We start from the raw sequence: 21,957 nt of genomic DNA, 5'->3' as shown, positions 1-21,957 counted from the left end.
AATTTATCTAAATTGTTATTAACTATTTATGGAACACAGATAATACTGATTTTACTGATAAAACACAGATTTTGGGGTAATTTATCAGTGAAAATCCGTATCATCTGTAAAATCTGTGTTCTAAAGTTATTATGCAAAAAAGTTATTCAATTAACCTGCTGATTATAAGTAAGTAAAAACTCTATTGATTTTTTATTGAATTACTTACTATATCTTCTGTAGCGTTTTTATATCTTCGTAAATCAAAGTGCTACTATACTATGAAACCCATTCCCCAAGTCCCTGTTGAGAACCTAATTACCAGAAATATGCTGGTTTTTGCTCGCAATCCGCTTGCTTTCTTTGAAAAAAATCGGCAAAAATATGGAGATGTGTATGAGTCTAACCTCTCCCCATTTTTAAGAATGTTTGTCTTTTGTAAACCTGAATATGTCAAGCACTTGCTAATAGATAATGCAAAAAATTACACGAAAAGTTTTGCGTATGGCTTTCTGAAACGAGCCTTAGGAAACGGCTTAGTAACAAGTGAAGGAGATTTTTGGCTAAGACAAAGAAGGATAGCCCAACCCGCTTTTCATAGAGAGCGGCTGACTGCTTTGGCACAAATCATGACTGATTCTATTGAGGAGTCGTTGCTAAGAATGGAAACTTACAAAGCTCAAGGAAAAGCTTTTGATATAGCAGATGAGATGATGCGACTTACCTCTGATATTGCTGCTAAGGCACTTTTTAGTTCTGATATTTCTGGCTTTAAAGACAAGGTGATAGATTGCATCAACAATCTAAATCTATCTATCTCTAACATGATAAAATCCCCATTTAGTAGGTTTGTGGGGTGGTTTCCTACGCCTAATAATCTGTTTTTTAGAAAAAATCAAAGAGCGTTTGATAAAATCATCTATTACCTAATAGAAAACAGGCGAAAAACACAGACTGACCGCTACAATGATTTATTACAGTTACTTTTGGAGGCAAAAGATGAGGAAACAGGAGAAAGTATGGACAATTTGCAACTAAGAGATGAAGTGATTACACTTTTTGCCGCAGGTTCAGAAACCTCCTCCAATGCTCTCGCTTGGGCTATTTTCTTGCTTGCAACCAATCCTGAAAAAAAAGAAAAATTAAAAAAAGAAATCCAAGGCGTACTTCAATGCAATAGCCCTCAATTTACAGATATTCAAAAACTTACTTATACTAACCAAGTCATTCAAGAAACCCTTAGGCTTTATCCGCCCGCTTGGATAGTAGGTAGGCAAGCCAAAGAAGACGACGAGATAGACGGATACTTTATTCCTAAACGAACACAAACTATCATGCCTACTTGGGTCATTCATAGACACCCTGACCTTTGGGAAAATCCTCAAAGCTTTTATCCTGAACGCTTTGAGAGTGAATTAGTAAAAACAAGACATAAGTTTGCACATTTTCCTTTTGGTGGAGGTCCCAGATTTTGTATAGGCAATAACTTTGCAATGCTGGAGATGACGCTTGCTTTAACCATGATTCTTCAGAAATTTGATTTTGAATTAGTTGATAAACAAGTAATAACAGAAGAGGCTATGATTACTCTCAAACCCAAACATGGTATTTGGGTACAGGTCAAATAAAAAAATTTCATTCTTCACAGGCAAAATGATTTAAGTCATTTTTTTTCTTTCCTCTTTCCCCCAATTTTGAGAAAAATTACAACTTATCATTTTGTCATTATGCCCGAAATTATCACTGATGTGCCGCTCATAGAGCAACATTTGGCTTGCTATCACTGCGGAGAAGAATGTGAACCCAACGAAGCCCTGAAAATAGAAGAAAAACAATTCTGCTGTCAAGGATGTAAGACCGTTTATGAGATTTTAGAGGAAAACAATCTTTGCAGTTACTACAATTTAGCCGATAAAACTGCAGGGCGAAGCCTCAAAGACTTGCCTACCTCCACCCAATTTGCCTTTTTAGATGACCAAGCTATTGCTTTCAAATTATTGGATTTTTCCGATGGGGGTATTAGTAAGATGACTTTCTATATACCTGCCATTCATTGCAGCGCTTGTATCTGGCTATTAGAAAACTTACATAAATTAGATGAAAATATTTTAAACTCAAGGGTGAACTTCTTGCGTAAGGAGGTCAGTGTTACTTTCAAACATGAAGGCATTAGTCTAAGGCAAGTGGCTGATTTGCTGACTTCTATTGGCTATACACCCTTGATACGTCTGGATAGCTTAGAGAAAAAAGAAAGCAACAAGCAAAAAGAAATCCAACAAGATAAAAAAGCCTACCGACAAATGTACTATAAGTTAGGCGTAGCATTTTTCTGCTTTGGCAATATCATGCTCTTGAGTCTGCCTGAGTACCTATCTTTTTCAGATTATATAGAAACTAATTTTCGCAAACTATTTGGTTATCTAAATTTTATACTGGCTCTCCCTGTGGCTTTTTACAGTGGGATGTATTATTTGCAATCTGCCCTGACTGCATTCCGCCAAAAGCATCTCAATATAGAAGTGCCGATTGCTTTGGGAATGATAGTGCTTTTGTTTGTAAGCACATACGAAGTTTTTACGGGTACAGGTGCGGGTTATTTTGATTCTTTGGCTGGCTTAATTTTCTTTTTGCTCTTAGGACGACTTTTTCAGCAAAAAACCTATCAATCGCTTTCTTTTGAGCGCGACCATTTGTCTTATTTCCCTGTTTCTGTGTTGGTCAAAAATCAAGATTCAGAAAAATATGTACCCGTCAAAGAACTCAAAGTAGGCGATAGAATAGTGATTCATAATCAGGAGCTTATTCCTTCGGATTCTATTTTGTTACAAATTAATGATGCTTCGGGAAAGGCTTTGATAGATTATAGTTTTGTAACGGGAGAGGCAGTGCCTGTGGAAAAAGTGAGTGGAGAAATGATTTATGCGGGGGGTAGGCAAATCGGGGGAACGATAGAGTTAGAGGTGATGAAGCCTTTTTCGCAAAGCTATCTTACACAACTTTGGAACAACGATATTTTTAAAAAACAAAATAATTCTAAAATTACAAGAATCACCGACCAATTTAGCAAAAGATTCACTATCAATCTATTATTAGTAGCTATTACGGCTACAGCTTACTGGCTTTGGCAGGGAGATACCTCGACTGCCCTCAAAGTTTTTACCTCTGTGCTGATTGTCGCTTGCCCTTGTGCTTTGGCTTTGTCCGCTCCTTTTGCTTTGGGAAATACCTTGAGAATCTTAGGAAAGTACAAATTGTACCTTAAAAGTACCGATGCCGTAGAAAGTTTGGCGAACATAGACACCATTGTTTTTGACAAGACTGGAACAATTACCGATACGCACAAAACCCAAGTAAAATATGAAGGTAAATTACTTACAGACAAAGAGTTAGCTATGGTGCAGCATGTAGCCAAGAACTCTACTCACCCTTTGAGCAAGGCATTGGCAAAAATGAACCTACCGGAAAAAAATCAAACGTTTGCTATTGCTAATTTTAGAGAATATATTGGCAAGGGAATAGAGGGGGAGATAGAAGGAAATCACTTATTATTAGGCTCTTACAGTTTTATTTCTGCCTATGTAAAAGATGAAAAAGAAGATAAAAGTACAGAGGCTTCTGCTGTCGTGCATTTGGCAATCAATGGAGATTACAAAGGTAAATTCCTGATTAGCAATGAGTACCGCAAAGGCTTAGAAAAAATGCTCAATTCCTTAGAAAATAAGTACGAACTTTTGGTGCTTTCAGGCGACAATGAACAAGAAAAAGAACGCCTTAGCAAAATTTTTGATAAAAAGAACTTGACCTTCAAACAAACCCCCCAAGATAAGCTCAACTTTATCAAAGACTTGCAAGTTAAAGGAAAAAACGTCATGATGATAGGCGATGGGCTGAACGATGCAGGGGCTTTGAAGCAAAGCAATGTAGGAATTGCCTTAGCCGAGGACGTAGCTTCTTTTTCGCCAGCTTCTGACGGCATTTTAGAGGCAAGTGTTTTTACCCAACTTCCCCAATTTTTGCAAATTGCCAAAGCAGGCAAGCAAGTTGTGAATTGGAGTTTTGCTATCTCGCTGGCTTACAACATAGTAGGGCTAAGTTTTGCTGTGCAAGGGCTGTTTACGCCCGTCATCTCAGCGATTTTGATGCCTTTGAGTTCTATTACCGTAGTGAGTTTTGCTACGCTGGCGGTCAGTTTGTGGGCGAGGAGAATTGTTAAAGGGAAGAACTCCTAAAAAATACTTCCTTGCTCTTTTTTTATCATTTTCTTTTCGTCAAAAGGCTCTTGAAACTCCTCCTGCCAATAGGTGCTAATGATTTTCTTTTGTAGTTTCAAATTGGAGGTGATAGAGGGAGCTAACTTTTGTAGTTTTTTAGCAAAACTGAGATTGTTTTGAGGCTTTGTAGGCTCTAAATCAAGGATTTGCCTAAACTCTGCTACGTAAGCCTCTATTTCTACTTTTTCTCTTTCTTTTTTCACTATATCCATACTTTGTGCTTTTTGGAAGCGAGCTTCTATCATCTCTGCTGTAACTCGATAAAGTGCTAATAAGGTTTTTTCTCTTTCTGCTTTATCTACAAAACCAATCGCTGTCAGTATGGCATTGTCCAATTTCAAGCGTTGAGGATTGACGGTTTTCAAACTTTTCAATGTCCCTAATTCTTCTTTATAGCTTTTTGTCTGCCCCAAATCGATGTCTGTGTTTTCTAAATCTACTTGAATGACAGGGAAATTAGCTAATTCATAGGTTTCTATTTTCCCTAAGCCATCTCCTAAATTACTTCTTATCATTGTTTGCTGGATTAGCCATGAAATAGTAGAATTTAGATATAGCCAAATACTTTTCGTATTATTTAAAGTATAGATATTATGAAAATTGTTGATGGCAAGCACATTTCCCAAAAAAGTACGTCCTGCATCATTAAGCATATAGTTAAAGGACATGGGAGGAATTTCCCTATTTCCTATGCTGTACCAGTACTTTCGCGATTTGCAAGTAGGTCTTTCGTGGATTTGCATTTTCTCCCCGTACAAAATATATTTCCAAGTATAGGGGAACAAATCTTTTACTACTTCTGGGGCTTCACTGATGCGTAAAACCATGTATGTCAAATCTTTTTGCTGTACGTGGTAAGTTTTTACGTCTTTGGGGCTGGTCAAAAAAGCCGCTACGCACTCTTTTTCTATCAGCCAAAGCTCATTAAAGCCATTTTTGACTATAGCTAAACCTTCTTGCGTGGCTTCTGCTATGGAATGGATATATTTTCTGCCTGTGTTATTGACAGCAAAACCTAAGTCTTTGTCAGTCAGTTGAGTAGCGAAATCTTCTAAAATAAAGAACTCATTGCAACCTGTTTTTATCCCAAACCTCACTTCTGCCAACTTGTTTAAAGGAACAAATTTATTTTTGCCTTTTTCCAAGATATCAAAGTAAATTTGTGGGGCTTTGAGGTATTTTCCCCATTTCATGTCTTGGTCAAGTTGGCTTTGCGGTACTTTACGGCAAGAAAAATCTGAGTTATTTCCTTCATTTTGAGTTAAATGACTTACTAACTTGTCTGCGGTCTGGTATTTTTTTAATAAGTTGGCAAGGCTATTTTTAAAATAAACAAACTGCACCAGATGGTTATTTCTTTGCTCTTCCTTGCTTTCCTTTTTCAAAACTACCATAGTAGTATTTACAGAAGCATCAGGGAAAAAGCGTTCCACCGCACTGTCCATAATAGCTACAATCTGGAAGTTTTTGAGCATAAATCGCTGTAAATCTGCCCCAAAGTCGGTATCTAACCAAGAATTTGACACAATGAAAGCCAAATAGCCATTTTCTTTGAGGAAAAGAGCGGCATGGTAAAAGAAGTAAGCATAAATGGAAGTGCGAGCCGAAGGAGTCATGTTCCAATAATCTTTTACCAACTGTTGGATAGTTTCTTTTTTGACCGTGCCTTGCATTATCCCAATGTCTTCTTGCCTCGTATAAGGAGGATTGCCAATGATAATATCAAATTTGGGTAATATTTTCTTCTGCTTTTTCCCCTCAAAATCATGGATTTCTACTTTCGTTTTGTCAGTAATGCTAAAAAAATCTTGATTGATGATTTTGGGATAAGAAGGCGAACTTACATTGCGAATAGCCAAGTTGAGCATTGCCAAGTAAGCGGGATAATTGGCAAGGTCATTCCCGTAAATATCTTCTAATAAGTAGCGATGAGATTGATTGGAAAGTTGGCGTTTTCGCTGATAAGCCCTTACTAAAAATGTCCCAGAGCCACAGGAAGGGTCAAAAACCTTTTCCTTTCCATGTTTCATCACCAAAGCCAGCATCACATCTATCACGTCAGAGGGCGTAAAATATTGCCCTAACTGATGTCTTTCGTCAGGACGAATCAATCCTTCAAAAATCCTCCCAATAATGTCGTACTCTATCTTGCTGAAGTCGTAGATTTTACCTGACTCTATTATCTTTTTTACTACCTCAAGCACGCTATCTGAAACAAAAGGCAAGTCAAAAATAATGTCCTCTTTCTCCCCAATGAGCAGTTCAAAATCTCCTGTAGCCTCTTTAAACTCCTCGAAAAAGCTCCAAATTTTTATTTTCAAATCTGCTGCCTCTTGTATGTTTTCAGAGATTTGGAGAGGGGAAAGCCCAGTCCAGACTTTATTGTCATAGCAAGTTTTGTAGAAAATCAACTTGGAAACCAGTACAAGTAGGGAAATCGTAGTGATGTTTTCTATTTCTTCATAAGTCGTGGGGGTGTTCCACTGCTGTTTTTGGGCGTATAATTGTATTTTGTGTCTAAACTCTCTGTTTTTCTGATACTTATCAAAGGCTTTCAAGGCAATGTCTGCGGTGTAGGCATTGATGAGTTCTTGGATAACAAAAATGAAAGTAGCATCAAGAGGTTTGCCAACAATTTTCTTGTTTTGCAAAATTTCAAGGGCTTTATCTAAGTAGAAATCAGCGATTTGCTCAATCTTTTGCAGGTAGTATTTTTGATTGATAAAAGCTGAAAAATCCCTTTGGAGATTCAGTATTTCTGTGGCAGAAAACAAATTGCCCTGAAAATCAGAATTTTCTAAAATCTTGTCCCTATGTAGCAGAGCCGCCGTAGTAAAATTGCAGATGCCGAAATAGATTACCTCTAATTTTTCTGCCCTTTTTGCCTCTCTATAAATGAGTTGGAAATTATAAATTGTTTTTCCTTCTACTGTGGTTGGGTCTTTGAGTTCTATGAAAAAAATGTTTTTGTTATTTTTGGCAGCAACGAGCATGACGTCAGCCCTTCCTTCCTCTTGGACAGGAAGTAAAATTTTATCTTGCAATCCCCTTGCTTCTATGCGCTTAGATAAAATGGAGCTGAGTATTCCTTGTAGTTGTCGTTCTATTTTCATTTTTGTTGGAAAAATAAAATGCAAATATACAGTTTCTTACCCTACCTTATTGGCTAATTTGTCTATCTTTTGTTTTATCTTTTGAAAAAATTGGTAGCGTTGCTTTTCAGCTACTCCACTGATAGGCAAGGATTTGCGAATTTCGTTTTGAAGCCATTGCTGTGTTTCTTTGCAAAAATTGGGGTTAGTACTTCGCAAGGTATTAAAAGTTTGGTGGCGAATATAGACCATTTTCTGCTCACCTGCTGTTACCAACACACAGTTGTTTCCTATCTGAATTTCAGTGTGATACATTAAAAAATTATCCCTATTGCGAATATCTAAGGTTTTTGAGCCTGCTTCGGCTTGCTTTTGAATCAAGTCTATGAGTTTGTAAGTTTGCTCTATGATGATTCCTATCTCTTTGGGATTTTCAAAAAGACCTGATTCCCAATAGTATAAAATTTGATTTAAGGTACTATTGAGCGATTCTTCTGTCCAAATTTCTATGGAAGGCACTTGGCAATAGGCTTCATAAATTTCCTTTCCTAATCGGAGGAGTTCGGGCTTGATGAGGGAATAGGAAAATTTTTTGCCCGCAAAAATATCCATATTCAGGACTGATTTCATCCAATAAAACATCTTGAAAGCCGCGTGTTCTGTAAAGTTAAAATGGTGAAAAATAGGTACATCGTCTGCTGCATATATAATCTGTGCGGACTTTCCTGCTTTTTTGAGCATTTGCAAGGAAGCCAAAAAGGAGGTCAAGTAGTTTTCAAAATCTGCTGCATTTTGCAAGAGATTGTAGTGGAAATTGACAAAACCCGAATCTGTTTCATTCAAAATATCGGGCGACACCTTGTAATGCCTACAAATTTTGAGTAACTCGTCCACAGAAAGAGCGGTTTCTCCACGTATGCGTCTATAAATGCTGTCTGCACTCAATCCTAAGACCTCAGCCAACTCATCAGCAAAAGAATACTGCCCCTGCGATAAGTTCCTGATTTTTTGCAAGAATTGAATTTGTGCTTCCATAAGAATATTTGATATTGTTTGAAATGGTTTGAGGTTTAATCATTTTCTACTTTATCTATAAACATTTCATCTTTGACCACTACGATAGTATAGGCATGAAGTTTTTGCCTCTTTTTCAAGAAATCATCAGTAGCTAAATATTTCTTTATCTGCATTTTGGCTTCTTCTTGCTTGCTTGCCAACAGACTTGCTTGCTCTTTTCTCAAATACTTGACCTCAAAAATGTATTCATGCAGTACATTGGGATTTTGTGGGGGAGTAATAAACTCTATGTCTGTATAGCCTACCCTGTTTTCTGCTTCACTTCTGATGTAGTAAATTTGACTTTGCAGGGCAAAAGCGATGATGAGCATTTTGATATACTTTTCATCAAACTGCCTAAAATCACGATTGGAAAGCGTTTGTAAGACCTCTTGGATAATGCTCATAAACAGAGAAATATCCCCTTTCAATGCCATAGGCGACATGGCTTCTATGAGCTTAGTGGTGTTGAAAGGGAGTTGCTTTTGCTCTGTTATCAGATAAGCAAAATATTCCCAATACAATTCTTTGATGACGTAATTGGGGATTTTGAAAGTAGCAAACCCAGCCCCTATATCTTCTTTCAGTGTTAGATACCCTAAATAATAAAGCAAGCTAACAAAGGCAGTTTCATCAAAGGGCTTATCAAAAGAGAATTGAAAAATTAATGTATTGTTAATTTCATTTTCTCGGATAATTTTTTCCAAGACTTCATAGTTTCCTTTTGGATTTTGGATTTCAAACACTCGTTTTACTTTGCCGTAGTCAGGGGCGATGTTGGGGTCAAGCATAGGTTTAGGGTAAGCCTGCTCATCTGCCCATGCCAACATAAAGTACAAAACCATATCAGAGTTATACAGGGTAGTTTTTGCCTCCACCCGAAACTTGTATCCGTTGTACCACTCTTTGAGGTCTTGCATGATGTTTTCTTTGCGAGTTTTGTCTTCCAAAATCAAATCCAGCATAGTGCCTACCTCCTCTGTGGTAAAGCCCATCATGTCGTGAAACTGAATGTGATGCGTCAAATGGGTAATGATATTGAAGCCACTGGTCAGCGAATCCAGCGTGATGGGGGCAACACCTGTGATGAAAACCCTATCCACTACATTTTTCCGAGTTGCTTCTTTGATAGTTTCATAAAACTTGCGGACATACCCATTTTGAGTAACTGCTTTTTTGAATTGACTTAAATCTTGAAGCAGAATCTCGTTGGTAAAGTGGTCGTACTCATCTATGATAAGGTAGATAGGTGTTTCTTGAAAATGAGCAAGATAAAAGTTGAAAAACATAGTCATTACTCCATCAGGACTTGCTTGGCTGAGGATTTCATTTTTGATTGCTTCATCAAAAAGTTCATAGCGAATCATAAAACTATGCAAGTAGCTACGCACTTTTACCAAAAAACCTCTATAACTGCTCTCTTCGGTTTGGGTATCTATTCCACTAAAATCCATTGTTAGCACTGCGTACTTGCCTTGCAGGGGAGTAGGATTCTTGCCAATATACAGCTTGCCAAAGATTTGGTTAAACTTGGCTTGGTATTCCTTGCCGTAGTAATACTCCAAAATAGACACAAACAAACTCTTTCCTATGCGGCGAGGGCGAAGGAAAGAGATAAATTTCTCACTTCTCTCTTCCAATTTTTCTATAAAAGCTGTCTTGTCCACAAAGTAATACCCTTGTGTTATCAACTGCTCTATGTTGCTTATGCCATAAGGAAAGCGAATTTTAGGCATGGGAATTCTTCAGCTATTTTTAGTAAAGGTAGGAAATATTTTTGCGATTTTCCGTAAAAGCAAAGATAACAAAAATATTTTCCGCAAATAGTATGCAAGCCGAGTATTTTTGCTATTTGAATTTGCACTTCTTCGTAAAGCCTACCTAATCGCCTGTAAAAAGCAATTATCTAATTTAAAATCAAGGTATTAAGTTTGTGATGTTAATTAAAACAAGTATAACAAGTGCCATATTGAAGGTCATCTTTGCATGTGTTTCACTTGCAAAACAAAAAAGTATGAATAAACCCAAAATCAAAAAATAACATGAAAACACAAAATTTAATTTTCACATTCTTAGTCGCCCTTGTTTGTGTTTTTACAAACAGGTCTTTTACCCAAGCGCAAAAACGTACTGTCATTGCTGTTTTGCATGCAGACGTACAGGGCTTGTACGAAACGCCCGAGCAGGCAGGCAATATGCTTCGCTTGGAATTGGAAAAGTTGGAAACTATGGAGGTCATAGACAAGTATGATGTTTTTTACTTGCTCAAACAGAGTGGAATAGAAGTAAAAGGCTGTTATGGGAAACAGTGCTTAGTAGAGGCTGGCAAAGCTATCAAAGCTGAAAAAATGCTCATGGGAAGCGTGGAGAAATATGGAAATAGTATCATGGTAACTTTGCGACTGTTTGATGTGGAAAAAGCAAACATGGAAAAATCTTTGGTCAGGGAATACCTTTACTTGCCTGAACAGGTGCAATTGATGTTGCGATTGTCAGTGAGGGAACTTTTTGGGCAAAAAAATGAAGACTTCATCGTCCAACAACTCACTAAGAAAAACACGCAAGAAACCTTTTTGAACAATCCTGCTTTTAATCAAGTCAAACGCTTGCGCTCTGACGGACCCAGAATGGGCATAACCTTATTTTCAGGAGAAATTGCCACTCGTTTGCAAGAAGGAACAGCCACAGGCGGTTTTGACGTACTCCCTACGATGTTTCAGTTCGGCTATCAGTTTGAAAAACAGTATTTGAATGAGGGCAAGTTTCAAGGGCTATTTGAGTTTATCCCTATGGTTACAGGCATAGACCAGAGCCTATTTATCCCAAGTTTTAGCATTTTGCATGGCATTAGGAACAACAAAAACGGTTGGGAATTTGCTTTTGGTCCCACTTTCAAAGCAATTTCTCAGGCAGAGGGCTATTTTGAAGATGGAGTTTGGAAACTGAAAAATGAATTTACTAATCCTGAACAGGTTACAGAGAAGCGTTTGGACAGTAGAGGAGAACGTCAGCTTCGCACAGGCTTTGTCATTGCTTGTGGTAAAACTTTTCGCTCTGGAAGAATGAATATTCCTTTGAATGCCTACTTTGTCCCCAGAAAAGATGGAATGCAGGTTGGACTTTCCTTTGGCTTTAATGCAAAGAATGAGTAAGCCCTAACATATAGGCGTAGTCAGTTAAGTTTTTCTATACAAAACGGGCATCAAAGTCAGTTTTTTATCCTTATAGGGGTAACTATTTTAGTTACAATAATGAAAAATTGATGATTTACGCTAAATTTGTCCACAAATAAACGGGGGTAAGGCTTTATTTAAAATTTGTTTTGAATAAAAGTTACTCCCGTTAAACTATGTATTTTGTTTCATTGCTTATGAAATTCCTTACTCTTATCGAGATTTGCTTAGTGGTTGCTTGGGTAGTATTGGCTATCTTAGGAATAGGTGAAACGATAGATTTTCCCTATTTGAAAGAACTTATGATAGGCGTACTGCCCCCCATGTTTGTTACGACAGGCTTAAAAGCAAAAAAAGCTAAGGAATTTACTGCTCCTAAGAATGCTACAGAGATTACTTTTAGCAAGGTAGAAGTACGTTGGTGGATAGTCATTACTGGAATTTTGTACTCAGTAATTGCTTTTTTGCCCAATGCCTAACCCTAAGTTTTTTAATCATATTCTATGGATTTTAATTTTTTTAGTAGAGTTAGCCCGTATTTTCTTGCAAAAGTTTTATTCGCCGCATAGAGTTATTCTGACTGAGGAAGAAATTACTTTGGTAAATAACTCTTCCATCGGCACTCTTAAATTCAAAGATATTGATAAAATCAAATACCACGACTTTGGCAATGCTTTGGAATTAAAGGCAGATATTTTTAAGTCTATGCTTATCCCCTTATCTTCTTTGAGCAAAGAAAGTCAAGCACTATTGTTTGAAAAACTATCTAAATCCTTAGAAATAAGGAAGATAGAACTTCCTGAGATTCTTCGGCTTTCACCAAAAGAAAAAATTTAATTTTGCATCAATTTTCTCAAAATTTCCTGTGCTGCCACAGGAATTACTGTACCAGGTCCAAAAATACCACTTACCCCTGCTTGATAAAGGAAATCATAGTCTTTAGGGGGAATCACTCCGCCAGCTATTACCATGATGTCTTCCCTGCCTATTTTTTTTAGTTCTTCTATCAGTTGGGGAATCAGAGTTTTATGCCCTGCGGCAAGGCTGGAAGCCCCAATGATATGTACATCATTTTCTGCGGCTTGATAGGCAACTTCTTGGGGAGTTTGGAAAAGTGAACCAATGTCCACATCAAAGCCTAAATCGGCAAAACTCGTTGCTATCACTTTTGCCCCTCTGTCGTGTCCGTCCTGCCCCATTTTGGCGATGAGGATACGCGGTCTGCGTCCCTCCATTTCTGCAAACTTATCAGAAAGTTCTTTTGCTTTTTTAAATTCTTCGTTTTCAGTTACTTCACTCATATAAACACCTGAGATAGATTTGATAACTGCCTGATGTCTGCCAAAAACTTTTTCCATTGCAGTAGAAATTTCTCCTAAACTCGCTCTTATTCTTGCCGCTTTCACTGCCAACTCGAGCAGATTGCCTTCTCCTGTTTCTGCACATTTGGTCAATTCGTCCAAGGCTTTTTTTACTTCTTCTTGATTTCTTTCCCTCCTAAGCTGTTCTAAACGAGCAATTTGAGCATTTCGCACTGCGGTATTGTCCACTTCCAAGAGGTCTATTTTCGTTTCTTCTTCTGTTTGGTATTTGTTCACGCCTACAATCGTATCTTTGCCAGCATCAATTCTTGCTTGCTTCCTTGCCGCCGCTTCCTCTATCCGCATTTTGGGCAAGCCTGTTTCTATTGCTTTCGTCATACCCCCCAATTCTTCCACTTCTTTGATGAGCTTCCAAGCCTTTTTCACCAGATTATCAGTGAGATATTCCACATAATACGAGCCTCCCCAAGGGTCTATGGCTTTGGTGATTTGGGTTTGCTTTTGAAGGAAAAGTTGGGTATTGCGGGCAATTCTGGCAGAAAAATCCGTAGGAAGAGCAATCGCCTCATCAAGCGAATTGGTGTGCAAAGACTGCGTTCCTCCCAAAGCTGCTGCCATAGCTTCTATGCAAGTACGAGCTACATTGTTGAAGGGGTCTTGCTCTGTCAAACTCCAACCCGAAGTTTGGCAATGTGTTCGCAGAGCCATTGACTTAGGATTTTTGGGGTTAAATTGATTAACTATTTTTGCCCAAAGCAAGCGACCTGCACGCATTTTGGCAATTTCCATAAAATGATTCATGCCAATCCCCCAAAAGAAAGACAAGCGAGGGGCAAAATCATCAATATCCAATCCAGCCTCTAACCCCGTTTTCAAGTATTCCAGACCGTCAGCCAGCGTATAAGCCAACTCTATTTCTGCGGTAGCACCCGCCTCGTGCATGTGGTAGCCACTGATACTGATGGAGTTAAACTTAGGCATCTTTTCCGCAGTATAAGCAAAAATATCTGCCACAATTCGCATACTTGGCTTGGGAGGATAGATATAGGTATTGCGAACCATGAATTCTTTTAAAATGTCATTTTGGATTGTGCCGCTTAGCTGTTCAGGTTTTACGCCCTGTTCTTCCGCAGCGACGATATAAAAAGCCATGACAGGAATCACTGCGCCATTCATAGTCATAGAAACTGACATTTTGTCCAGAGGAATCTGGTCAAAAAGGATTTTCATATCTAAAACAGAATCAATAGCTACTCCTGCCTTGCCCACATCTCCCACTACTCTGGGGTGGTCGGAGTCGTAACCCCTATGGGTTGCTAAGTCAAAAGCCACAGAAAGCCCCATCTGCCCTGAGGCTAAGTTTCTGCGATAGAAGGCATTAGATTCCGCAGCCGTAGAAAAACCTGCATATTGGCGAATCGTCCAAGGGCGTTGGACGTACATAGTAGCGTAAGGACCCCGCAAGTAGGGTGGCACTCCTGCGGTAAATTTTAAATGTTCAGCGCCTTGAATATCTTTTTTGTTTAGCAAGGGCTTGACCTTGATTTTCTCGGCAGTAGTCCAAGCATCTTTTTGTTCTATTTCTGTAAAAGATTGGTTTTGAATACGTTGTCGTATTTCGGAAAAGGTTATATGAGAAAACATAGTATATCAGTCTGGAATCTATAAACTCGGTAAAAACTTTACTCAGCAATAAATTGTGCTTTGCTCAAAATTAGTGAGAGTTTCTTTGATTGGGAAGCAGTATCAGTAAAATTTTGTTATAATTCACTACAAAGTATCCTGCCAAATGGAAAAAAAGCAGTAAACAGCATTAATAAAGCGTTTTTTTTTGGATTATTAGCGAATTTGTTATTAATTGCCAATGAATTTAGGTAACAACACTAATCTACGTCTTAAAGAAATTTACATTTAATCAATTTTAAAACATTAGGTATTAATCATTATGGCAAACAGATTCAATGAAATCAAAGATTTAGTAATGTCTTTAGAGGCTGATTTCAAGAAGTTCTACGAACAGGGAAATAAGGCTGCTGGTACTCGTATCCGTAAGGGCATGTTGGACTTGAAGAATTTAGCACAAGACATTCGCAAAAATGTTCAGGACATTAAAAATGAACAAGAAGCTACAAAAAAGTAACTAATTAGTAACCTTATAAGGTTTTGAAAACCTTATAAGGTCTAAATAGCATCATCTACCGCTTGGCAAACAATATGCCCAATCAAAATGTGCATTTCTTGGATACGAGGCGTATCTTCCGAAGGCACAATAAGGTTCAAGTCGCAAAATTCTGTCATTTTTCCTCCCCCTCTTCCGCTCAATCCCAAAGTCATACACCCTATTTCTTTCCCAAGTTTTAGTGCATTTATCACGTTAGGGCTATTCCCACTCGTAGAAATGCCTACTAACAAATCTCCTTTGACCGCCAACGCTTCTACTTGTCTATCAAAAACTCTCTGAAAACCATAGTCATTCCCAATGGCTGTCAGTGCAGAGGTGTCAGTAGTAAGTGCGATGGCAGGAAGTCCTCTGCGTTCTGTTTTGTAGCGTCCTGTTAGCTCTGCGGCAATGTGTTGGGCATCTCCTGCGCTCCCTCCATTGCCAAAAAGAAGAATTTTATTTCCTCGTTTAAGCGTTTCTACGAGCATCTCTGAGGCTTTCAAAATATCCTCTTGGAGGGTATCTATTACTTTTTGAATTACCGCTTTATGAGCCTGTAACTCAGTCAAAATCATTGTTTTCATGCTTTGGTTTTAATTTTCTTGATGATGTTTGTTGTGCTTTTTCCTTCTACAAAAGTTACTAACTTGACTTCTTTGACCAAGTTGCTCCCTACGACTTCCTTTCCTTCATAATCTCCGCCTTTGACCAAGATTTCTGGGCTGATTGCTTCAATGAGATTATAAGGAGTATCTTCCTCAAAAACAACCACATAGTCCACCACATTTAGCGAAGCCAAGAGATATGCTCTGTCGTATTCGGGGTTGATAGGTCTTTCTTCTCCCTTCAATCGCTTCACTGAGGCATCAGCATTTACCCCAACGATGAGGACATCACCAAAACTTTTCGCTTTTTCTAAGTATTTGACATGACCTAAGTGTAACACGTCAAAGCAACCATTAGTAAAGACAATTTTCTTATTTCTTTTTCGCAAGTCTTTGCTAATTTCTGCTATTTCCTCTCTGGTTTTAATAGCTGTATCGCTGTTAAAATCAGGAATATACGAAGCAATGTACTCCTCTATTTCGCTCAGAGTAGCCGTAGCACTTCCTACCTTGCTAATCACTACGGCAGCGGCATAGTTGGCAAAATTACAAGCCTCAATCATGTCCCAATCGTTGGCTATAGCAAAGCCTAAACTTGCCAATACTGTATCTCCTGCCCCTGTAACGTCATAGACGGCTTTTGCTTTGGTAGGAATTTTGTGCATTTCCTTCTCATCAAAAAATGCAATGCCTTCCTCTGAAAGAGTAATGACTGAATAGGTAAGTTGATAATTTTTTTTCAGTAAAAATCCTGCCTCCTGCAAAGTATGCTCGTCTTTTATCTCAATGCTGGTGGCTGTACTTGCTTCCTTTTTATTTGGCGTAAGGAGAAAAGCACCCGTATATTTGCTATAATCCGAGCCTTTTGGGTCTATTAATACTTTGATATTGTTTAGATTAGCTATCTTAATGATTGCCTGAGTGAGTGTAGGTGTAAGCACTCCTTTGTTATAATCAGAAAGAATAATAAGTTGGTATTGGTGAATGTTTTTTTCTATTCCTGAGAGCAGTTTCTGTTCGCTTTCCTTGCTGATACTGTCTTTGGACTCCTTGTCATAGCGAACTACTTGCTGGTTAGCGGCAATGATTCTACTTTTTTTGCTTGTTTTTCTCCCTTCTTGTACTTGCAAAAGCGAAGTGCCTGCTCCTGCATTTTGGAGCATTTGAACTAACTCCTGCCCTGCTTCGTCCTTGCCTACTACCCCCCCCACTTCAACTTTTGCGCCAAAAGTCAGTAGATTGTTTACCACATTTCCCGCACCTCCAAGCACAGTAGTTTCTCTTTGAATATCAATTACTTGAACAGGAGCTTCAGGCGAAATTCGGCTACAACTCCCCCAAAGGTAATGGTCTATCATCAAATCCCCTACCACTAAAATTTGTGGGTGTGGGTGCTTAAAATTTATCTTCATCAGTAAATAAAATAGCTGTGCTAATTTCAAACTGCAAACTTAGCTATTTTACTTAGTGATAACAAAAGAATCTAAAAAGGTTTGGGTGTTTTCAGGCAATTCTTTGTTAGTAAAAACAGAAATATGATAAACGCGATGTCCTGCCAAGTAAATCTTCCCTGCCACACTTGCTTTGGCGATGCCATTTTTGACTTGGGCTTGATACTGCAAACCTTGATATTTTCCTAAACTTACCTGCTTCTCTTCCTTCATGATGACCTCTCCCATGCTTTGCAAACCCTTCTGCTTAATTTCCTCTAAATCAATATTTAAACTGTCTGGGTAGTCGGCATAGTTTACTGCATATTTTTCTTTCCCACTATCATATACAAAAACATAATTGATAACTTTCTGTCCCTGCACCTGCCCTTCCAAAGAAGAAATGAGCGGTTTATGAGGAAAAAATATTTCAAAGTTTCCTTCTGGCGATACGTAAGACGAATTAGGACTAAGCACAATGTTCGGTAATTGTTGATTATTATTTTCTTGGCAAGCTAAAAGCAACAAACAAAGCAAGAAAAAATACTGATTTCTCATAGATTTTAACTTTTTAAAATTATTTGTTATACTCAATCCAAAGTGTTTTTAAAATTTTCTTTACTCCAACGTCCCTGTTCTCTGACACTTTCTGTGTAAAACTTATGTAAGCAATGGACTTTCATCTGCCCTTGACTAATACCGTAGGTGTGCTATTTTTGTAGAAAATAATGAATAAAACCGCGTAACGGTGGCATATTTCACGCCTACGGCGATGCTGTAGGTGGGTTGGGCTTATTCTTTTCTACCAAGATGACAGCCCTACGGGCTTAAAGTTAGATGTAGTATTGTTCATTGGCTAACTCCACCAAAAGTGTCAGAGAACCAAAGTTCCTTTCTCAGCAAGAGAAAGGGATTGAAAAATCATTTTATTTTGAGTATAATTCCACATATCTTTTACCCTAATAGCACATTTTCGGAGGATAGTTATCTTTGAACTAACTAAACTTCACAAAGTTAGGCATAAAAAAATAGGAGAATCACAACTTTTATTAGGTATATTTTCAGCTTTCTCTAAAATTCTTGTTACTTTCGCCTACTAAACTCAAAACACTAAAGACAATGATGAATCGCCCTGTCATGTACGCAAGTAGGAAGGAATTGGATGTAGAGTTGAAAGTAGTAGAGGGTGCAATTCCTGAGGACATTTATGGTCATGTTTTTGTCAATTCGCCTTGTGGAAGCGTCAATTCAAATGGTTTACCTTTCCCTGAGAAAAATAAAGATGGAAGCTTCAATAGGGAATATGCTAGCCCTATTATGAATGGAGATGCTTACGTTTTTCGCTTCGATTTTGATGAGGCAAAAAAAGTCAAACTCAAAACTCGCTTGCTCAAAACGCCTTGCTATTACGCCGACCTTGCTACTAAGAAAGATAATCCTCAAGCAGACCCAAATAAATACAAGAATTTTTTTTTCAGAAACATGGGTATTTCTCGTATCTCTTTGGCTTTGGGGGCAAGAAACGAACTCAATACTGCCTTAGTCCCTTTTGCCTTCGAGGGAGATACAAATAGCAGAATGGTGGCGACCTACGATGTAGGGCGACCCTATGAGATTGACCCTGTTTCTTTGGAAGTAGTAACCCCAATTGGGCGAAATACTGAGTGGCTACCCGCTACGCCGCCCTTGCTCAATTTCCCTTTCCCCTTGGTACAGAGTACTGCTCACCCTGTCTTTGACCCAGTAAAAAAGATTTTTTATACGGTAAATTTTACTAAATCCACGCAAACTATGCTTTCATCTATGGAAATTTTTGAGATGATGCTCGAGGATGAGCAGAAGGTCGAAGATAAATTAGAGGAATTGTTGGAGAAAGTAGAAAATGGGGAAAGAAAAGAATCTTTACAAAAGATCAATCATTTCTTAAAAAATATTCGCTTGGAAATCAAGGGAAAACCTACTTGGTGGAAAAAAATTCTGAATTGGATTTTAGGTGAAGTAGAAAACTATATCAATGAAAATACAAAAACTTACGACAGTGTTTATATTTTGGAATGGAACGGGCAGCAAGGCAAACTAAACAAGTGGGAAGTGCTTGATGAAAATGGGAAAGCCATTGCCATAAAGCAGTGTATTCACCAGATTAGCCTGACGAGGGACTATATCGTTCTGATTGATTCCTCTTTCAAATTTTCCATAGATATTTTAGTAAACAACCCTTTCCCAAATAATTACACGATTGACCGCATTATTCGCAAGCTAATTTCAGGAGAAATGGAGCCTTTTACAGATGTTTACATCGTAAAAAGAGCTGATTTACAGACAAATGTAAGCAAAGTAAAAGCAAAGAAATTAATCAAGCCCATTCCTTTGGAGTGCGTGCATTTTACAGCGGAATACGAAAATCCTAATCATACGATTGTGTTGCATACTGCTCATAACAGCGCAGCTTGCTTGGCAGAGTGGTTGCGTCCTTACGATGTATCAGCTCTTGACGGTCAAGCGATTGACAAAGACTACATGGGGATTTTTGCTTTGGGAGATATGGATATTGGGCGAATTGGGCGTTTTGAAATTGATGCTGAGAAAGCAGAAATTACTAAACAAGCGATTTTTTGCGAAAAAGGAAATACACAAAATCCAAGTCAGATAGGGGCAAATTCTTGGGGAGTAGGTTTGCACACCTTTAGAAACATTATTTCCCCTACAGTCCCAACTTCCCACATCAAGCATATTTTTTGGCAAACCTATGGGCTAAACCGCGATATGCTTTCCCAATTCATCTACAATCTGTATGCAGATTATCCCAATAGAATTATTCCGCTTTCAGAACTTAAAGAACTCACAAAGAAGCAGATACCTTACACCTTGCTACACATAGACACCAGCAACATGAAAGCAAAGCAAGTGTATGTTTTCCCTAACAACTACAATCTCAGGAGTATCCAATTCATGCCTAAAAAGGGAGAAGTACCTACGGGAGTAGAGCCTGAACTGCACGGATATATTTTTTGCACCATGCTCATAGGCGAAGGCGAAGAACCTAATACCAAATACTTCAACCAAATATGGATTTTTGATGCCAAAGATTTGAGCAAACCTATTTGCAAGTTGGAACACCCCGAGATGGCATTTACTTTTACGCTTCACTGTACTTGGATTCCAACCTTAGGCAAAAGCTCTACGAAGTACAATATTCCTGTCAGAGATGATTATAATGAACTGATAAAGAGCATCATTAGACCTAAGAAAAGGAAAGAAGTGCAAGCATTTTTTAATGAGTTTGTGTATCCTCATTTTTGAGTAGATGCATCTTGGTTTTACTGTGTAGGAACGTTCTCATTATAAAGTAGTTGTACTAACGTTTGCCCTACTGCTTTAAGTGTATTCTTATCTATGATGTCCATAGTGTCTGTATGTTTGTGCCAAAACTCACCAAAACCGTTTTTAGGGTGATATTGGATAACGTCTATCATAGGAATCTTAGCTAACTGATTGACGTACAAGTGGTCATCAGTAATATTTCCACAAGACTCAAAAATAAAATAATCTTGGTAGCCCAATTGATGCCCAATAGACCACATTTTTTGTACTATGCTTGGGGCAAACTTCATAGAGTTTTCTTCTTGGTAAAATTTTGCTCCTTTCGCTCCGACCATATCTAAAAGAACCCCATAAAAAGCCATATAGGAAGGAATATGCTTATTTTTTGCCCAATATTGAGAACCTAAGCACCATGTATCAGGCTTATAATCAGTAGATTTGGTATCCTCTTTCTGTCCGTAATCCTCGCTATCAAAAAAGATAATATCTATTCCGATATTGAGCTTGGCTGTATCTGCTTGGAGTAATCTGGCAATTTCTAAAAGCACACCTACACCGCTGCCTCCGTCATTTGCCCCTAAAATAGGTTCGTTTTTTCTTTGGCTATCTTGGTCGGCAAAAGGACGAGAATCCCAATGTGCCGCTAACAAAATGCGTTTTTTGAGTTCAGGTTTTAAACTTGCAATGATATTGGTCGATTTTAGCACCGTGCCATCAAACGCCACTGCTTCAAAGCGTTGTGGGGTAACTTGCCAATGATAGCTTTCTAATTGGCTTATCAAAAAGTTCGCACAATTTTCATGAGCAAGGGTATTAGGTACTCTCGCCCCGAAACTGACTTGTTTTTCTACAAAATAATAGGCAGAATCTGCATTAAAATCTGGGGCGGGTTGTAGGACAACGGGAATAGGCTTTTCATTTTCTCTACTTTTTTTCTTTTGCTCGCAGGAAAAAAGAAAAAAAAATGGAATAGCTATGGTATTGATAATAAGTATTTTAAAAAATAAAATATTGCGGAGCATATCGTAAAGATTGTTAATTTGAAAAAACTTGTCCGAAAGTTAAATAATTTTGTTGGTTACAAATTTTTTGATAGCGTTAAAAAAATGAAATTTAGGTATAATCTACTTATCATTGGTAGTTTAGTCATTTTACTTGCTCTTTATGCTTGCGGAAGCCGTACAGAGGTGTTTACTTGGACAAAAGTAACAGCTACTAATATAACGTGAATTATTTTACATTTTCTTGAATAAATACAATTTGTTTGTCCTCTAATTTTTGTGGATATGCTTTTATGTTTGGTGTTTTTTCCAAAAATGTATAAGCAATTAAGCCTGCCAGCAAATTAATAAGAAAATTTTTAGGGCTTCTGTGCCTTGAATGTTCTATATTTAGTTGATTTTTAAGTACATCGAAAGCAGTTTCTATCAATCCTCTATGCCTTAAATAATAGGCTTGTGGTTCTGTTAATACTTGATTTTTCTTCATATTAGCTCTTAACTTAGTGATTAAGTGCAAGTTTCTTTCTGCAAATTCTTCTTTTA

The 21,957-nt window shown here is 38.0% G+C and carries 17 protein-coding genes; 8 read left to right on the top strand and 9 right to left on the bottom strand.

All coding sequences use genetic code 11. The features are described from left to right. Nucleotides 1-260 precede the first annotated feature (260 nt). Both BM141_RS02120 and BM141_RS02115 read left to right on the top strand, forming a co-directional pair. Nucleotides 261-1,607, top strand: a complete 1,347-nt coding sequence (locus BM141_RS02120; protein WP_091539230.1) for a cytochrome P450 — start codon at nt 261-263, stop codon at nt 1,605-1,607. Nucleotides 1,608-1,673: 66 nt separating this feature from the next. Beyond that, the gene (locus BM141_RS02115; protein ID WP_245763963.1) at nt 1,674-4,208 is read left to right on the top strand and encodes a heavy metal translocating P-type ATPase; all 2,535 of its coding nucleotides are present in this window, start codon (nt 1,674-1,676) and stop codon (nt 4,206-4,208) included. Here the strand turns inward: BM141_RS02115 and BM141_RS02110 are convergent. From BM141_RS02110 to BM141_RS02100, 3 genes are read right to left on the bottom strand one after another with little or no spacing between them, the layout of a single operon-like run. After that, the gene (locus BM141_RS02110) at nt 4,205-7,363 is read right to left on the bottom strand and encodes an HsdM family class I SAM-dependent methyltransferase (RefSeq protein ID WP_091539223.1); all 3,159 of its coding nucleotides are present in this window, start codon (nt 7,361-7,363) and stop codon (nt 4,205-4,207) included. The genes BM141_RS02115 and BM141_RS02110 overlap by 4 nt on opposite strands. Before the next feature lie 36 nt (nt 7,364-7,399). Continuing rightward, the gene (locus BM141_RS02105; protein ID WP_091539221.1) at nt 7,400-8,377 is read right to left on the bottom strand and encodes a helix-turn-helix domain-containing protein; all 978 of its coding nucleotides are present in this window, start codon (nt 8,375-8,377) and stop codon (nt 7,400-7,402) included. Between the two features lie 35 nt (nt 8,378-8,412). Next, nucleotides 8,413-10,134: an AAA family ATPase gene (locus tag BM141_RS02100; protein ID WP_091539218.1), complete on the bottom strand. Its 1,722-nt coding sequence runs from the start codon at nt 10,132-10,134 to the stop codon at nt 8,413-8,415. 306 nt (nt 10,135-10,440) lie between these two features. Between BM141_RS02100 and BM141_RS02095 the strand changes: the two genes are divergently transcribed. The 3 genes from BM141_RS02095 (at nt 10,441) to BM141_RS02085 (ending at nt 12,408) form a co-directional block, all read left to right on the top strand. After that, nucleotides 10,441-11,550 (top strand): hypothetical protein, encoded by a 1,110-nt coding sequence (locus BM141_RS02095; RefSeq protein WP_143090761.1) that lies wholly within the window; start codon nt 10,441-10,443, stop codon nt 11,548-11,550. A gap of 218 nt (nt 11,551-11,768) precedes the next feature. Next, nucleotides 11,769-12,050 carry a hypothetical protein gene (locus BM141_RS02090; protein ID WP_143090760.1) on the top strand — a complete coding sequence of 94 codons (282 nt, stop codon included), beginning with the start codon at nt 11,769-11,771 and terminating at the stop codon, nt 12,048-12,050. A gap of 64 nt (nt 12,051-12,114) precedes the next feature. After that, nucleotides 12,115-12,408 (top strand): hypothetical protein, encoded by a 294-nt coding sequence (locus BM141_RS02085; RefSeq protein ID WP_143090759.1) that lies wholly within the window; start codon nt 12,115-12,117, stop codon nt 12,406-12,408. Here the strand turns inward: BM141_RS02085 and scpA are convergent. Next, a complete protein-coding gene (gene scpA / locus BM141_RS02080; RefSeq protein ID WP_091539206.1) occupies nt 12,405-14,537 on the bottom strand; it encodes a methylmalonyl-CoA mutase in 2,133 nt (710 codons plus the stop codon). The genes BM141_RS02085 and scpA overlap by 4 nt on opposite strands. 301 nt (nt 14,538-14,838) lie before the next feature. Between scpA and BM141_RS02075 the strand changes: the two genes are divergently transcribed. Further along, entirely contained in the window at nt 14,839-15,033 is a 195-nt protein-coding gene (locus tag BM141_RS02075; protein WP_091539203.1) for a histone H1, read from the top strand. 41 nt (nt 15,034-15,074) lie between these two features. Here the strand turns inward: BM141_RS02075 and gmhA are convergent, their stop codons facing one another. Genes gmhA through BM141_RS02060 form a run of 3 tightly spaced genes read right to left on the bottom strand, consistent with a single transcriptional unit; the run spans nt 15,075 to nt 17,647 of the window. After that, a complete protein-coding gene (gene gmhA / locus BM141_RS02070; RefSeq protein WP_091539199.1) occupies nt 15,075-15,638 on the bottom strand; it encodes a D-sedoheptulose 7-phosphate isomerase in 564 nt (187 codons plus the stop codon). Beyond that, nucleotides 15,635-17,071: a D-glycero-beta-D-manno-heptose-7-phosphate kinase gene (rfaE1, locus tag BM141_RS23505; RefSeq protein WP_091539196.1), complete on the bottom strand. Its 1,437-nt coding sequence runs from the start codon at nt 17,069-17,071 to the stop codon at nt 15,635-15,637. The genes gmhA and rfaE1 overlap by 4 nt, the downstream gene beginning before the upstream one ends. 48 nt (nt 17,072-17,119) lie before the next feature. Further along, nucleotides 17,120-17,647, bottom strand: a complete 528-nt coding sequence (locus tag BM141_RS02060) for a hypothetical protein (protein ID WP_091539192.1) — start codon at nt 17,645-17,647, stop codon at nt 17,120-17,122. A gap of 561 nt (nt 17,648-18,208) precedes the next feature. On the opposite strand from BM141_RS02060, the gene BM141_RS02055 reads away from it, so the two are divergent. Further along, on the top strand, nt 18,209-20,392 hold the full coding sequence (locus BM141_RS02055; protein WP_091539189.1) for a carotenoid oxygenase family protein: 2,184 nt from the start codon (nt 18,209-18,211) through the stop codon (nt 20,390-20,392). Between the two features lie 17 nt (nt 20,393-20,409). On the opposite strand, the gene BM141_RS02050 is transcribed toward BM141_RS02055, so the two are convergent. Further along, complete coding sequence (locus tag BM141_RS02050; protein ID WP_091539185.1) at nt 20,410-21,435, bottom strand: M28 family peptidase; 1,026 nt, start codon at nt 21,433-21,435, stop codon at nt 20,410-20,412. Nucleotides 21,436-21,519: 84 nt separating this feature from the next. Between BM141_RS02050 and BM141_RS23615 the strand changes: the two genes are divergently transcribed. Beyond that, complete coding sequence (locus tag BM141_RS23615) at nt 21,520-21,642, top strand: hypothetical protein (protein ID WP_262509444.1); 123 nt, start codon at nt 21,520-21,522, stop codon at nt 21,640-21,642. A 1-nt stretch (nt 21,643) separates the two neighbouring features. Here the strand turns inward: BM141_RS23615 and BM141_RS02040 are convergent. Beyond that, nucleotides 21,644-21,957 (bottom strand): transposase (locus tag BM141_RS02040; RefSeq protein WP_143090758.1); only part of this gene is annotated, 314 nt, incomplete at its 5' end.

It is taken from the genome of Thermoflexibacter ruber, from assembly GCF_900113045.1.
In the GTDB taxonomy this organism is placed as follows: Bacteria; Bacteroidota; Bacteroidia; order Cytophagales; family Thermoflexibacteraceae; genus Thermoflexibacter; species Thermoflexibacter ruber.
The sequence above is the reverse complement of the archived record's forward strand: the minus strand, read 5'-3'. Positions and strand labels throughout refer to the sequence as shown.